Origin of the sequence: Ruegeria sp. HKCCA6707, from assembly GCF_013033515.1 — a bacterium.
Taxonomy (GTDB): domain Bacteria; phylum Pseudomonadota; class Alphaproteobacteria; order Rhodobacterales; family Rhodobacteraceae; genus Ruegeria.
Window position 1 is genome coordinate 75369 of the sequence record NZ_WQEG01000010.1, and the last position, 14292, is coordinate 89660.

Consider the following 14292-nt stretch of genomic DNA (forward strand, 5'->3'; position numbering starts at 1 on the left):
CAGAGCCATGAATTTCCGGACATTTGCCGCTTTTGTCGGCCCCTCTGTCTTTATGATGCTTCTCTTTATCGCGTTCCCGCTGGTGAGCGTGTTCAAGCAGAGCTTCTATATCACCCAACCCATCTACGAAACGGTCGAGGTCGAAACCTGTACCCCAGGCTTTTTGACCCAGACCTGCACGACCGAGGAGGTTTCGCAGCCCAAACTGGACGAACATGGTGAGGTGATCACCCGCACAGAATATGTGGGTCTGCAAAGCTATCTCAACGTGCTGGAACCGGAACGCGCGTGGCGTGCGATCACCAATGGTGAGTGGAACGTTCTGTCTACGATAGATTTCTGGAAGGCGCTGCGCTTTACGGTGACCTTCACCCTGATCACCCTGCCGCTGGTGGTTGGTTGTGGGCTGGGGATTGCAGTCTTGATCAACAACGCCGCCAAATCGATCAAGGGTCCGGTCATTTTCGTATCGCTGCTGCCGTTTATCATCACGCCGCTGATCGGGGTCCTGTCAATCAACTGGCTGTTCCGGGGAGACGGAATTCTGACGGCGACGATGGAATGGTGGCTGCAACGCGATATCGCCCTGTTTGCGCAGGCCTGGACAATCGAGATCCTGATGATGCTCTATCGCGTCTGGCACGTGGCACCCTTTGCAGCGATCGTGTTCTATGCAGGGCTTCAGACCGTCAACCAGGACAGCCTGGAAAGCGCGGTGATCGACGGTGCGACGCGGTGGCAGCGCATGAAATACATTGTGGTCCCACATCTGATGCCGCTGATCATATTTGTGTCGATGATCCACCTGATGGACGCGTTCAGAACCTTTGAAGAAGTTGTCGGCTTCTCGAGCCAGGGATATGTCATCTCGCTGCAATGGCTGACCTATGATTTCCTTGTGCCGGATCAGGCGGGCAACCGGTCGATCAGCCGGGCCTCAGCCAGCGCCATGCTGACCATGATCGGCATTGTCATCCTGCTTATCTTCCCGCTGCGCCGGACCTGGCGTGATCACAAAGGAGGCCACTGATATGTCCTCGCGCGCGCTTCGCCAACCGCTCAGCCTGCGGCTGACCTCGAATATCTTCCTCGCCTTCTGGTGCCTGGTGGCGGCTTTCCCGATCGTCTGGATCGTGGTGATGAGTTTCAAGTCACCGGTGGATGCCTATGACAGCAACGCGCTCAATGTGATTATGGGCCCTGCCACGCTGGCAACAGGGAACGGGCTTTCGGTTCTGGACATAATCCTGGGCATTGTCGTGATTTGGGGCACTGTGATTGTCGCAACCAAAAAGCTACCGTCGATGGTTTTGTCCTACACCAAACCTGGTCAGCATTGGTTTGGTTGGATCATTGGCGTTCTGGCGCTGCTGATCGGGTTTCTTGTGGTCTTCTTTGTCGTTCTGCCTGCAGTGTTGAACGTGCTGAACCCTCTGTTTGGGCCGCTGGGGCGTGATGTGTTGGGGCTGACGACCGAGCATTATAAAACCGTCTGGGTAGATCGCGGGTTTTCCAGCAACTTCCGGAACTCTCTGATCGTCACCGCCGGTGTTGTCACCGTGTCGCTGACCGTCGGAACCTTGGCAGGCTATGGTCTGGCACGCTCTGGCTCGACCTTGGCGTTCTGGATCCTGATCATCGCGCTGATCTTCCGCGCCCTGCCGCATTCGGTGTTGGTGGCGGGATATTTGCCGGTCTTCATCAACTCGGCCGAATGGCTCAGCCCGATCCTTGGCGACAATGCACCCACGCTCTATGGCAAACCCTTTGCGGTGATCGCGGTGCTTGTGGCCATCAACCAACCCTTTACCATTTGGATGCTGCGCTCGTTCTTCCAGAACATCCCTGCGGAACTGGACGAGGCCGCGCGTGTGGACGGGTGCAATCATTTTCAAGCCTTCCGGCGTGTGATCATGCCGGTGATGTGGCCGGGCGTGATTACCACAGGTCTGTTCAGCTTCCTGCTGGCCTATAACGATCTGCTGGTCACTTCGCTGCTGTTGGATGCACAGAACCAGACGATGGTTCCGGCCATCGTGGGTATGTTCAACCGCGAAACCACCACAACCGATCAGGTTGTTGCCGTGGCCGCTGCTGTGTCGATCACCGCGCCTTTGTTCTTCCTGGTGATGATCTTCCAGCGCCAGATTGTCAGCGGTCTGACCGCCGGTGCGGTCAAAGGGTAATGAGCAATCATGCCCGTCATAACGCCATGTCACGCCACCCGGCGCTGAACAGGATGCCAAGGGATTTCCTGAGCATTGGAGGGTTCTTTTCCAATCTCATCCCAAGGCACCCTGAAAGGATATGACATGAAAGGCTCGCGCCCCGAACAGGCGGTTCTGACCCGCGATACCGACCTGAGTAAGACCAAAGACACGCGCCGCGTGATTGAAACCATGGTGGATGGTCTGAACGACCACCGCATCGACGATATCGGCGAGTTTTTCGCCCAGGGTTTTCGTTGGATGGGCAATCAGGGCTGCGGAACAAAGACCGGTTTGAAAGAATTCCAGGACAATTGGCAACGCCCGTTTCAGGCCGCGTTCTCCGATAAGACCTGCATCGACGAGGCGCGTCTGTATATGGGCGAGTGGGCGGCTGCATTTGGCCGGCAAGAGGCCACCCATTCCGGTGAGTTTCTGGGCATCGCCCCCACCGGCAAGCGGGTTGAGATCCGGTATATGGATTTCTGGAAAGTGGTCGACGGCAAGATCGTCGACAATTGGGTCAACGTCGATTTCGCCCATGTGGCGGCGCAGCTGGGTGTTGATCTGTTCCAGGGCGAAGGCTGGGAAGCATTTGACCGGGGCGAGAAAGTTCCGCCTCGGCCCGAAAACTGAGGATTGAAAACATGGCAATCGAGTATCTCAAACGCGGTAAGTCTGACGCTGACCGGGCTGAAGATGACGCCAAAACCCGCGCCGTGGTCGAAGCGACGCTGAAAGACATCGAAGCGCGCGGCGATGCTGCCGTGCGCGAGCTGAGCGAGAAGTTTGACAACTATTCGCCGACCTCGTTCCGGCTGAGTCAGCAAGAGATTGATGATCTGATCGCCCAATTGTCGGATCGGGAACTGGCGGATATCAAATTCGCGCAGGAACAGGTGCGCAACTTTGCGCAGGCGCAGCGGAATTCGATGTTGGATATCGAGGTGGAAACGCTGCCCGGCGTCATTCTGGGGCACAAGAATATCCCGGTGCAATCCGTTGGCTGCTATGTGCCTGGTGGCAAGTTCCCAATGGTGGCCTCGGCGCACATGTCCGTGGCCACCGCCTCGGTCGCGGGAGTTCCCCGCATCATCGCCTGCACACCTCCGTTTCAGGGCAAGCCCAACGCCGCGGTGATCGCAGCCATGCATCTGGGTGGCGCGCATGAGATCTATGTCATGGGTGGTATTCAGGCCATTGGCGCGATGGCGCTGGGGACCGAGACAATCGATCCGGTGCATATGCTGGTTGGCCCCGGAAACGCGTTTGTCGCCGAAGCCAAACGCCAGCTCTTTGGCCGTGTTGGCATCGACCTGTTTGCCGGACCCACGGAAACCATGGTGATCGCCGATGAGGTGACCGCCGATGCCGAGCTCTGCGCAACCGATCTGCTGGGCCAGGCCGAGCATGGTTATAACAGCCCCTGCGTGCTGGTGACCAATTCGCGCAAATTGGCCGAAGAGACATTGTCCGAAGTGGACCGTTTGCTGACGATCCTGCCCACCGCTGACACCGCCAAAGTGTCGTGGGAGGAATATGGCGAGGTGATCCTGTGCGACAGCTATGACGAGATGTTGCAGGTCGCCGATGACATCGCTTCGGAACATGTGCAGGTGATGACCGACCGAGACGACTGGTTCCTGGACAATATGACCTGCTATGGCGCTCTGTTCCTTGGGCCGCGCACCAATGTCTCGAACGGCGATAAGGTGATCGGCACCAACCACACGCTGCCGACCAAAAAGGCCGGACGTTATACCGGCGGGTTGTGGGTCGGGAAATACCTGAAAACCCATAGCTATCAGAAGGTTCTGACTGATGAGGCGGCGACGCTAATCGGTGAGTACGGCTCGCGCCTGTGTATGCTGGAAGGCTTTGTCGGCCATGCCGAACAATGCAATGTGCGGGTCCGGCGCTATGGTGGCGTCAATGTACCTTATGGCGAGGCGGCCCCGTATCGGGAAGCAGCGGAATAGGGGGCTCTGCCCCCAGCCTTCGACTTCCCTCGGAGTATTTTTGGAAAAGATGAAGTTGGACAAGCATACCGAACACAAGGGTTTGATCGCGCCGCTCAGGGCCGCGATGTATGACTTTTCGGAACAGGGCGTGCTGCGGGCCTTGGCAGAACTGTGCACTCCGGACGCGCTATTTCGCTTGTGCCATCCCATTGGCGACAGCGCGGGCATTGACGCTTTCTATGATCGGGCCTATGGCGATTTGCTGAAAGCCTGGCCTGATCTGGAACGCCGGGATTATATCGTGATGGCTGGTCCCGATGAATTTGGCGCCGATTGGGTTGGGTGCGGTGGCTATTATACCGGAACCTTCCTGGCCCCGTGGCTGGACATCCCTCCGACAGGTCATCAGGTGACGATGCGGTTTCACGAATTCTATCGCTTTGAAAATGGCAAGGTGGTCGAAATGCAGGCGCTTTGGGACATTCCCGAGGTGATGATGCAGGCGCGGGCCTGGCCCATGGCCCCCAGCCTTGGCCGCGAATGGCATATTCCGGGCCCGGCCACACAGGACGGGTTGGTGCCTGGCCCCTATGATGCAGCCAAGGGCAAAGAGACCTGTCAGCACATCATCAACATGCTGGAGTATCTCAAGAAACACCCCTCGGAAGGGGGGCCGGAAGTGATGGAGATGGAGCGGTTCTGGCACCCGCGTATGAACTGGTATGGCCCGTCAGGGATCGGCACGGGGCGGGGCTATGCAGGCTTTCGCAACTGGCATCAGATCCCATTTCTGAACGGGATGCCGGATCGTGGGCAATATGTGGATGACATCACCTATCACTTCTTTGGGGATGGCGAATACGCTGCTGTCACAGGCTGGCCCAACATGATCCAGACGGTGACTGATGATGGCTGGATGGGGATTGCGCCCTCGGGCAAGCGGATCACCATGCGCAGTTTGGATTTCTGGCGGCTTGAAAACGGGCGGATCCGCGAAAACTGGGTTCTGGTTGATCTGCTGGATGCCTATCGCCAGCTGGGCGTGGATGTCTTCGCCCGTCTGCGAGAGTTCAACAAGGCGCGCAACATGGGTCGTATCGATGTGCCTGACGGGATGAGTTGATGACGGATCTGCCGCGTACCCCTTCGTTTGCGCTGACCGGCAAGACTGCGCTGGTGACCGGGGCCTCTTCGGGCATCGGGCAGGGATGTGCCGTGGCCTTGGCCGAGGCCGGTGCCCATGTGGTCTGCGCCGCGCGCGGGCTGGATCGGTTGCAGGAAACGGTGGCCGCGATACAGGCCCAAGGCTGGTCGGCTGAGGCTTTGGCTTTGGATCAAGCAAATCTGAAGGCGCTAGAAGCGATGTTTGAAGGCCGTGCGTTTGACATCGTGGTGAATTCTGCCGGGTTGGCGCGCCACAGCCCGGCGGTTGAGACCACGGCTGAAGATTTCGACGCAGTAACAAATGTGAACCTGCGCTCGGCTTATTTCCTGTCGGCCTATGCGGCCAAGGCATTGATGGCTGCAGGCAAGCGCGGGTCGATCATTCATATCTCAAGCCAGATGGGTCATGTGGGCGGCGTGGACCGGGCGCTTTATTGCGCCACCAAACATGGGCTTGAGGGGATGGTGAAGGCGATGGCCATCGAATGGGGCAAGCAGGGCATTCGGATCAACACGGTCTGCCCGACCTTCATCCGCACACCGCTGACGCAAGCCACCTTCGACAACCCCGAACGCGCGGCCTGGATCATGGAGAAGATCAAGCTGGATCGAGTGGGGGAAGTCGAAGATATCATGGGCGCGGTGCGCTATCTGGCCTCGGACGCGTCGGCGCTGGTGACCGGTACGTCGATGCTGATCGATGGGGGATGGACGGCGGACTGATGGCTGAGAAAGTGACATCCTTGCAGGTTGCGCAATTGGCGGGCGTCAGCCAATCCGCCGTCAGCCGTGTGTTTACGCCCGGTGCATCCGTCAGCAAAAAGACCGAAGAGAAAGTGCGCGAGGCGGCCCGTCAGCTGGGCTATCGCCCCAATGTTCTGGCCCGTGCCATGGTGTCCGGCAAAAGCCGGATCATCGGTCTGGTGGTCGGTTATCTGGACAATTACTTCTACCCAGAAGCGCTTGAGAAACTGTCGAACGGTTTGCAGGAACATGGCTATCACGTGTTGATCTTCATGGCATCGCGCTCGGCTGGGAATATCGACGATGTGATGGAAGAAATTCTGGATTATCAAGTGGATGGGGTTGTTTTGGCCTCGGTCCCCATGTCATCGGATATCGCCATGCGCTGTCAGCAGGCGGGCGTGCCGGTTGTGCTGTTCAACCGTAGCCAGGATATCGACGGGATCACCACTGTCACTTCGGATAACTATGCGGGGGGGCGCAAAGTGGCCGAGTTCCTGCTGGCGGGCGGGCATGAGCGGATCGGCTATATCTCGGGCTGGCAAGGTGCCTCGACCCAGCGCGACCGCGAGGCGGGGTTTCGCGCCGCTTTGGCCGAAGCCGCGCAGAGCGTGTTTGCCCAGGAAGACGGGATGTTTCACACCGAAAACGCCAAGGCGGCAGCGCGGGCGATGTTTGATCTGGATCCACAAGCCAGGCCGGACGCGGTGTTTGTCGCCAATGACCACATGGCGCTGGCGGTGATGGATGTGATCCGGTTCGAACTGGGCCTGCGGATACCCGAAGATGTCTCGGTCATCGGTTATGATGATGTTCCCCCGGCGGGCTGGCCGGCATATAACCTGACAACAATTCGCCAGCGGGCCAACTTGATGGTGTCCGAAACCGTCTCGGCCCTGCTGGACCACATTGAGAACCCGAAAGAAACCAAACCGCGCAAAGTGGCGATTGACGGCCCGCTGGTCGTGCGTACCTCGGCACGGTTGCCAAAGGGCTGGGCCCCGCAAAGGACGGAAACATGAAAGGCTTTGATCCGAAGTTCCGGGATTTCCCGGATTACATCATCGGCATCACCAAAGAGATCTGGGAAGATCGTGGCATCGCAACGCTGCATGATTATTACGGCGCCGATATTGTCGTGCGGTCACCCGGATCGGTTGTTCTGGGCAACCAGAACGTCATCGGCGCAACCATGGCGACGCTGGCCGAATTCCCGGATCGTCAACTGCTGGGCGAGGATGTGATCTGGTCGGGGACCCCGGAAGAGGGGATGCTGAGTTCGCACCGTATCCTGTCCACCGCGACCCATTTAGCCGAAGGCGTTTATGGCAAGCCAACCGGGACCAAGCTGCGCTATCGGATTCTGGCCGATTGCCATGCGATCGACAATAAGATCAATGATGAATGGCTGATCCGCGATCAGAGCGCCATTGTGCGGCAGATGGGGTGGGACCCAAAGGACTATGCCGCTGATCTGATTGCGCGCGAAGGCGGGCACGAGGCTTGTGTCAAACCGTTGACGCCTGCGAATGACGTTGAAGGGCCCTATAAAGGGCGGGGCAATGACAATGAATGGGGCCAACGCCATGCCGATCTGCTGACAAGCATGATGAATGCTGATCTTGGCGCGGTCGAGCGGCACTATGACCGTGCGGTGCAAACGGAATATCCGGGCGGTGTCACAGGCCATGGCTGGGACGCGGCAGACCGGTTCTGGATGTCGTTGCGTGCTGCGATGCCCAATGCCAAATTCACCATCGATCACCAAATCGGTCGCGATGATCCGAACATGCCGCCACGGTCCGCCCTGCGTTGGAGCCTTCACGGCACCCATGACGGCTGGGGTGCCTTTGGCGCGCCGACAGGGGCCGAGCTCTATGTTCTGGGCATCAGCCAAGCCGAATGGGGCGAGCTGATCGGCGGCGATATCAAACTGCGCCGGGAATGGACCCTGTTTGATGAAACTTCGGTCTGGAAACAGGTCCTGCTGGCCACCGGAAACCTCTGAGGCCAGGGATGCAAAGATTTCTCGACGCCAGTGAAGGAACCCGGCGGCTGCATGGCCACCGGGCGTCTTTGCGGGCTAAACGGCTGAACAATCGCCCTCCGGGTGCTGGGACTTGACCCCATGCACCACACCAATGAACGGAGAAAAAGATGAGCACTATTGAACAACGTATCGTCCGCTATGGCGAGCTGCGGCCCTGTAAAACAGCCTTTATCGATGCCCACACGCCGGGGTCGGATCAGAAAGAGAACTTTACCATTATCGGTGGCGGCGTGTCGGAAAGCCCCGATCAGCATGTCCACATCACCGATAAGGTGGGCTTTAACATCGGCGCAGCGGGTCAGCCGCCAAAATGCCGAAACTCATTGCACAGCCACACCACGGCTGAGGTGTTCTTTGTAGCCAAAGGCCGCTGGCGCTTTTTCTGGGGTCGCTATGGCACCGCCGGCGAGTTCATCGCCGAGGAAGGCGACATTTTCAACATTCCCACTGGTATTTTCCGAGGGTTTGAAAACGTCGGACAGGATTACGGGATGATCATGTCGATTCTGGGTGGTGATGACGCCGGGGGTGGGGTGACTTGGGCACCGCAGGTGATCGAGGATGCGCAGGCCCACGGTTTGATGCTGGGCGACAATGGTGTGCTCTATGACAGCAAGAAAGGGCAGGAGCTGCCGCATAACGTGCGCCCGATGCCTGTCCTGACCGAAGAGCAGATGAAGGATTACCCCGAGGTTCCTGTTGAAGATGTGGTCGGCAAATATGTGGCCCGGTATTGGGACCTTATGGCGCTTTCGGCCAATAGACCCGCGCCGGTGATCGGTGAGAACGCGCTGATCAAGGACAAACCCGGGTTCGAGGTCGATTTTCTGGGCCGCGGCTCCAGCGTGACCGAACCTGTAAACACGGATAAACCGGTCGTCCTGATGCCCGCCAGCGGCCATTGGCGCGTCTCGGTTGATGGGTTTGAGACAACCGTATCTACCGGCGACACCGTTTTGGTGCTGCCGGGCGAGGCTTATTCCGTGCAACCCTCGATGACCGGGCAGGCGGGGCTCTACCGCATCACCGCAACAGACGACCCGGCAGGAGCAACCTGGACAGGATGAGCGCAGACCCAAAAGACACCCATGCGATCTATGAGCGGCAAGCTGTCGAATATGACAAAGGCCGCTCTAAAGCTTTGTTCGAGGCGCGCTGGCTGGCGCGCTTTACCGCCAGCCTGACACCGGGCGATCATGTCCTGGATCTGGGCTGCGGCGCGGGCGATCCCATCGCGCGCTGGTTCATGGCCGAAGGTTTCACTGTCACCGGGGTCGATTTCTCTGCGGCGATGCTGTCCATCGCACGTGATCGCTGGCCCGATGGCGATTGGCGGCAGGCTGATATGCGAAGCCTTGATCTGGACCAACAGTTTGACGGCATCATCGGGTGGAACAGCTTTTTCCACCTGACCGCAGATGAGCAAACCGACTGTATTGCCCGGATGGCACGTCATCTGAAACCGGGGGGTGCTCTGATGCTGACAGTTGGGCATGGGGCCGGTGAGGTCACTGGAACAGTGGGTGGAGAGTTGGTCTATCACGCGTCGCTTTCGCCTGCCGGATACGCGAAATGTTTGGAAGAAAATGGGCTGCGGTTGACCGGGTTTATGGCGCAAGACCCTGAAACACAAAGCCATACCGTGCTGATGGCACGTAAAGATTAGGGAGGACCAAATGGGGGTCACAACAACGCATGTCGGCTCTTTGCCGCGCACGCAAGAGGTGGTGGATTTCATCTTCGCCCGCGAAAACGAAAAACCCTATGACATGAATGCGTTTGACGCTTGCATGACAAGCGCGGTGTCTGAAACCGTGCGCAAACAGGTCGAGGCCGGGGTTGATATCGTCAGCGATGGCGAGACCTCCAAGATCTCTTACGCCACCTATGTCAAAGATCGCTACACCGGGTTTTCCGGCGACAGCCCGCGCAATGCGCCTGCTGATCTGAAGATGTTTCCAGGCTTTCTGGAACGGCTGGCCAAGGATGGGGGAACGCCGCAATATGCCCGACCGATGTGCACCGGCGAAGTGCGGTCAAAAGGACAAGGCGAGTTAGAGAAAGATATCGCCAATCTCAAGACGGCGATGGCGGAGCATGGCGCTGAAAAAGGGTTCATGAACGCGGCCTCTCCGGGTGTTATATCGCTGTTTTTGCAAAACGATTTCTATCCAACGCGTGAGGCCTATTTGGGTGCTTTGGCCGATGCGATGAAAGAGGAATACGAAACCATCGTGGCGGCTGGGTTGGATCTGCAACTGGACTGCCCCGATTTGGCCCTGTCGCGGCACATGCTGTTTACCGATCTCAGCGATGCCGAATTCGTCAAGATCGCCGATGTGCATGTCGAGGCGCTGAACTACGCACTGCAAAACGTGCCGCAAGACAAGGTGCGGGTTCACATCTGTTGGGGTAATTATGAGGGGCCGCATTGCTGTGACATCGCGATGGATACGGTGTTCACCACCTTGATGAACACCAAATCCCGCTATGTGCTCTTCGAAACTTCAAACCCGCGTCACGCCCATGAATGGACAGTGTTTCGCGACCGCAAGGGCGAGATCCCCGACGACAAGGTTCTGGTGCCCGGAGTGGTTGATACGACCACGAATTTCGTTGAGCACCCCGAACTGGTTGCGCAACGGATTGAGCGGTTTGTGGATATTGTTGGCTCGGACCGGGTTGTCGCAGGCAGCGATTGCGGTTTTGGCACTTTCGCCGGGTTTGGCGCGGTGGATCCCCAAATCGCATATGCCAAGCTGGGCGCACTGGCCGAAGGGGCAAAACTGGCCGCCGCATGACCCCCTTGATCCTGTTGCCGGGCATGATGTGCGATGCCCGGCTGTTTACGCCCCAGATCAACGCCTTGTCGGGCCGGATGCCGGTGCTGAGCTTTCCGCTTTGCGATCACGACAGTGTCGCGGATATGGCGGCGGAGATTCTGGCCAATGCACCGCCCCACTTTGCGCTGGCGGGCCTGTCCATGGGCGGTATCGTCGGGATGGAGATCGTGCGCCAAGCGCCCGAGCGGGTCGAACGGCTGGCCCTTCTGGACACCAATCCGCTGGCTGAAATGCCCAATGTCAAAGCCCGGCGCATCCCGCAAATCACTGCCGTAAAGGGCGGTAAACTGCGGCAGGTGATGCGTGATGAGATGAAGCCGAACTATCTGGCTGACGGTCCCAATCAGGGCGCCATACTGGATCTGTGCATGGCCATGGCCACGGATCTAGGGCCCGAGGTCTTTCTGCGCCAGTCGCAGGCTCTGATGGATCGCCCGGACCAGAGGGAAACACTGCGCGCCTATACCGGCAAGGCTTTGGTGCTGTGCGGGCGCGAGGATGGGCTTTGCCCGATTGAACGTCACCAATTGATGCATGATCTGCTGCCGCAGAGCCGGTTTGAGATCATCGAAGGTGCTGGGCACCTGCCCACTTTGGAACAACCCCAAGATACAACAGCGGCCCTGATCCGCTGGCTGGAGGATCAATGACACCGTCCCTTTTGACCCTGCTCCGCAAGGTAGATACGCCCACCGTTTGCAACGCCATCGAAGTGGCGCAGGGCAAGCGCGGGTTCAGCAATTTTACCCGTGGCACAATGCTGTGCTCTGCCCCTGATGAGCCCGCGATTGTGGGCTATGCCCGCACCGCCAAGATTGCGGCGCTTCAACCGCCCAGCGAAGCGCCGGATGTCATCAAGGCGCGGCGCATGGCCTATTACAAATACATGGCCGAAGCGCCCGGGCCTTCGGTGGCTGTGATCGAAGATGTGGATTATCCCGATTGCATCGGCGCCTATTGGGGTGAAATCAACACAACGATCCACAAGGGTTTTAGTATGGCGGGGGCTTTGACCAATGGCGTGATGCGCGATTTGGGCGATATGCCCGAAGGATTTCCCGTTGTGGCGGGCTCCATCGGTCCCAGCCATGGCTTTGTGCATGTGCGCGAGGTCGATACGCCCGTAGAGGTCTTTGGCATGGCAGTACATCCCGGTGATCTGATCCACGCCGACCGCCACGGCGCCGTGGTCGTTCCTGCCGAGGTGATCGATCAGTTGCAGGCTGCAATCGAAAAACTGCTGCAAACTGAACGTCTGGTTCTGGACCCGGCCAGCCAGCCGGGCTTTGACTTTGCCGCGTTCGAGGCCGCCTGGGCCGCATTTGAAAAGGCGCGCACCTGATCACCGCGCCCTTCGGCACCGGTCCGAGCAATATAGCACCTGATCCCAAACCCGGGCCCATTTCTTGCGCCAGTTGAACGGGCGACCGCAGCGCGCGCAGGTCTTTACCGGCAGATCGGATTTCTTGCGCATCCGCACGGCTCAATCCCCCAATGGCAGGCTAAGCTGGGCAGGATGATCTGGCGCCGTCCGCTTGCTGCGCCTCTTCTTACGACTGCCATGTTTGGCCAGAATCCGCGCCGCGCCGGATCGGAAATCGGGATCTCGCCGAATGGCCCAGATCCGGTCGCGCGCCTGTTTTGCAGCCGATACGTGATCAAAGATGCGCTCAGGATAGGTCTTGCCAAGCACAGCATCCCCGTTGGGGGCCAGCCACGGTTCTTGCAGGTATGGATCGGCGATGTCTTTCAGCTCGGGCAGCCAGTGACGCGTGAACGCACCGGTGGGGTCTTGGTCCTTGCCCTGTTTGACCGGGTTATAGATCCGCACCGCGTTGATCCCGGTTGTACCCGATTGCATCTGAACCTGGTTCCAATGGATGCCCGGTTCGTAATCGGTAAAGAGCCGTGCCAGTTCCAACCCCGGCGCGCGCCAGTGAAGCCAGAGGTGATAGCTGGCCGTCGCCATGACCATCGCGCGCATTCTGAAATTCAGCCATCCCGTGGCCCGCAGCGACCGCATACAGGCATCAAGGAACGGATAGCCCGTCTGCCCGTAGGCCCAAGCGTGCAACCGGTCAGAGTGCGGCTCGATCGGGCGCAGACCGTCATAGGCCGGGTGCAGGTTTTCAAATTCTATGCGCGGGTCGTCTTCGAGCTTTTGGATGAAATGGCAATGCCAGTGCAGACGCCCCGAGAAGGACCGCAGCGATTTACGCCAAGCTGTTTCACCCGGCAGCAAGCCGCGCCGTCGCTGGTCGGTGGCTTGTGACACCTCGCGCATCGACAACGCGCCCCAGGCCAGATAGGGCGACAGGCGCGAACAGGCCTGCGCACCGTCCAGCGGAGACGACATGGCGCGCTGATACGTCTTGCCGCGCTGCTCAAGGAACGATTGCAACAGCGCAAGCCCTGCGCGTCGCCCTCCGGGTTGCCGTTCAGGGCACGGGTCGGGGCCAAGCCCCAGATCACCCGGGGTGGGTATCCGATCAAGACCCAAATCAAGCGCAGATAACGAAGGGGCCAAGGCCTGCGGCTGCGCCATGAACCTGTCCCAACGGGTGGCCCAACCCTCCCGCTTTGCCAGGCGTCGGATCACCCCATGGTTTTGCAACTCATGCCAGGGCACACCATTCGCGCGGCACCAGTCGGACACGGACCTGTCGCGCTGAAATGTCCAGTCGTTGCCGGTTTCTTCATGGGACCAAAGGGCTGAGAGCTTCTTTGCCTCGTACAACTCGGCCAAGACTTGCACCACGTCGCCAAATCGAATGATCAAGGGCTGCCCAAGGCGATCCAGATCCGCTCGCAACTCTGCCAATGTCTCGGCGATGAACGCCCAATGCCGCGCTGACATATCCGGTTGCTGCCACAGCGCGGGCTCGACCACGTAAAGCGGCAGAACCGGGCCCTGACGCGCGGCCTGTGCCAAAGCCGCATTGTCCTGAACGCGTAAATCCCGTTTGAACCAGACCACTTGCATGCGCTGAATGTCGCCCTGTGTTGCGTCTGCATGATCTAGCCCTGTGCCAGCGCGCGGCCAGCGCTATCTGTAAGGCCAGAGACAAGGAAAAGGGCGGGCCCATGCTTGAGGACAAGCGCAAAGATCTGGTGTCAGAACGCCAGAAACAACTGTTGGACCGGATGGTGGTCGAGTTGAGCCGTAGCCATGGGGATCTCTATTATCACTCCACCAGCCAGATCGCGTTACTGTTGGAGCAGCATATTCAGGCCGGGACGGGCCTGTTGGCGGCCGAAAAAGACTTGCTGAAGGATCTGAGCCGCCGGGATATCGAGATTATGCTGAGCCTGACCAACTAAGC

Annotated in this window: 16 protein-coding genes; 14 read left to right on the top strand and 2 right to left on the bottom strand. The window is 58.9% G+C overall.

The window, feature by feature from the left end; translation table 11 throughout:
- Nucleotides 1–7: 7 nt before the first annotated feature.
- The 13 genes from GOW40_RS18825 (at nt 8) to GOW40_RS18885 (ending at nt 12311) form a co-directional block, all read left to right on the top strand.
- On the top strand, nt 8–1030 hold the full coding sequence (locus GOW40_RS18825) for a carbohydrate ABC transporter permease (protein ID WP_171133398.1): 1023 nt from the start codon (nt 8–10) through the stop codon (nt 1028–1030).
- Between the two features lies 1 nt (nt 1031).
- Nucleotides 1032–2186 (top strand): carbohydrate ABC transporter permease, encoded by a 1155-nt coding sequence (locus GOW40_RS18830; RefSeq protein WP_171102016.1) that lies wholly within the window; start codon nt 1032–1034, stop codon nt 2184–2186.
- 126 nt (nt 2187–2312) lie between these two features.
- Nucleotides 2313–2843: an ester cyclase gene (locus GOW40_RS18835; protein WP_171133396.1), complete on the top strand. Its 531-nt coding sequence runs from the start codon at nt 2313–2315 to the stop codon at nt 2841–2843.
- Between the two features lie 11 nt (nt 2844–2854).
- Entirely contained in the window at nt 2855–4186 is a 1332-nt protein-coding gene (hisD, locus tag GOW40_RS18840) for a histidinol dehydrogenase (RefSeq protein ID WP_171133394.1), read from the top strand.
- Nucleotides 4187–4235: 49 nt separating this feature from the next.
- Nucleotides 4236–5291: an ester cyclase gene (locus tag GOW40_RS18845; RefSeq protein WP_171133471.1), complete on the top strand. Its 1056-nt coding sequence runs from the start codon at nt 4236–4238 to the stop codon at nt 5289–5291.
- Nucleotides 5291–6055, top strand: coding sequence for an SDR family NAD(P)-dependent oxidoreductase (locus GOW40_RS18850; protein ID WP_171102013.1), 765 nt, complete (start codon nt 5291–5293; stop codon nt 6053–6055). Before GOW40_RS18845 ends, GOW40_RS18850 begins: the two co-directional genes overlap by 1 nt.
- The gene (locus GOW40_RS18855; RefSeq protein WP_171133391.1) at nt 6055–7098 is read left to right on the top strand and encodes a LacI family DNA-binding transcriptional regulator; all 1044 of its coding nucleotides are present in this window, start codon (nt 6055–6057) and stop codon (nt 7096–7098) included. The genes GOW40_RS18850 and GOW40_RS18855 overlap by 1 nt, the downstream gene beginning before the upstream one ends.
- Nucleotides 7095–8084, top strand: a complete 990-nt coding sequence (locus GOW40_RS18860; RefSeq protein ID WP_171133389.1) for an ester cyclase — start codon at nt 7095–7097, stop codon at nt 8082–8084. The genes GOW40_RS18855 and GOW40_RS18860 overlap by 4 nt, the downstream gene beginning before the upstream one ends.
- A gap of 149 nt (nt 8085–8233) precedes the next feature.
- Nucleotides 8234–9193 carry a cupin gene (locus tag GOW40_RS18865; protein ID WP_171133388.1) on the top strand — a complete coding sequence of 320 codons (960 nt, stop codon included), beginning with the start codon at nt 8234–8236 and terminating at the stop codon, nt 9191–9193.
- Nucleotides 9190–9792: a trans-aconitate 2-methyltransferase gene (locus tag GOW40_RS18870; protein ID WP_171133386.1), complete on the top strand. Its 603-nt coding sequence runs from the start codon at nt 9190–9192 to the stop codon at nt 9790–9792. Before GOW40_RS18865 ends, GOW40_RS18870 begins: the two co-directional genes overlap by 4 nt.
- 10 nt (nt 9793–9802) lie before the next feature.
- The gene (locus tag GOW40_RS18875; protein ID WP_171133384.1) at nt 9803–10927 is read left to right on the top strand and encodes a cobalamin-independent methionine synthase II family protein; all 1125 of its coding nucleotides are present in this window, start codon (nt 9803–9805) and stop codon (nt 10925–10927) included.
- The gene (locus GOW40_RS18880) at nt 10924–11619 is read left to right on the top strand and encodes an alpha/beta fold hydrolase (RefSeq protein WP_171133382.1); all 696 of its coding nucleotides are present in this window, start codon (nt 10924–10926) and stop codon (nt 11617–11619) included. The genes GOW40_RS18875 and GOW40_RS18880 overlap by 4 nt, the downstream gene beginning before the upstream one ends.
- Nucleotides 11616–12311: an RraA family protein gene (locus GOW40_RS18885; RefSeq protein ID WP_171133380.1), complete on the top strand. Its 696-nt coding sequence runs from the start codon at nt 11616–11618 to the stop codon at nt 12309–12311. Before GOW40_RS18880 ends, GOW40_RS18885 begins: the two co-directional genes overlap by 4 nt.
- Here GOW40_RS18885 and GOW40_RS18890 read toward each other — a convergent pair whose 3' ends face one another.
- Together GOW40_RS18890 and GOW40_RS18895 are read right to left on the bottom strand one after the other, a co-directional pair.
- A complete protein-coding gene (locus tag GOW40_RS18890) occupies nt 12312–12443 on the bottom strand; it encodes a DUF2256 domain-containing protein (RefSeq protein ID WP_171102005.1) in 132 nt (43 codons plus the stop codon).
- Nucleotides 12444–12452: 9 nt separating this feature from the next.
- Nucleotides 12453–13952 (bottom strand): deoxyribodipyrimidine photo-lyase, encoded by a 1500-nt coding sequence (locus GOW40_RS18895; protein WP_171133378.1) that lies wholly within the window; start codon nt 13950–13952, stop codon nt 12453–12455.
- A 101-nt stretch (nt 13953–14053) separates the two neighbouring features.
- Here GOW40_RS18895 and GOW40_RS18900 point away from each other — a divergent pair, with 101 nt between their 5' ends.
- Nucleotides 14054–14290 carry a hypothetical protein gene (locus GOW40_RS18900; RefSeq protein WP_171102003.1) on the top strand — a complete coding sequence of 79 codons (237 nt, stop codon included), beginning with the start codon at nt 14054–14056 and terminating at the stop codon, nt 14288–14290.
- The last annotated feature ends 2 nt before the right edge of the window (nt 14291–14292 follow it).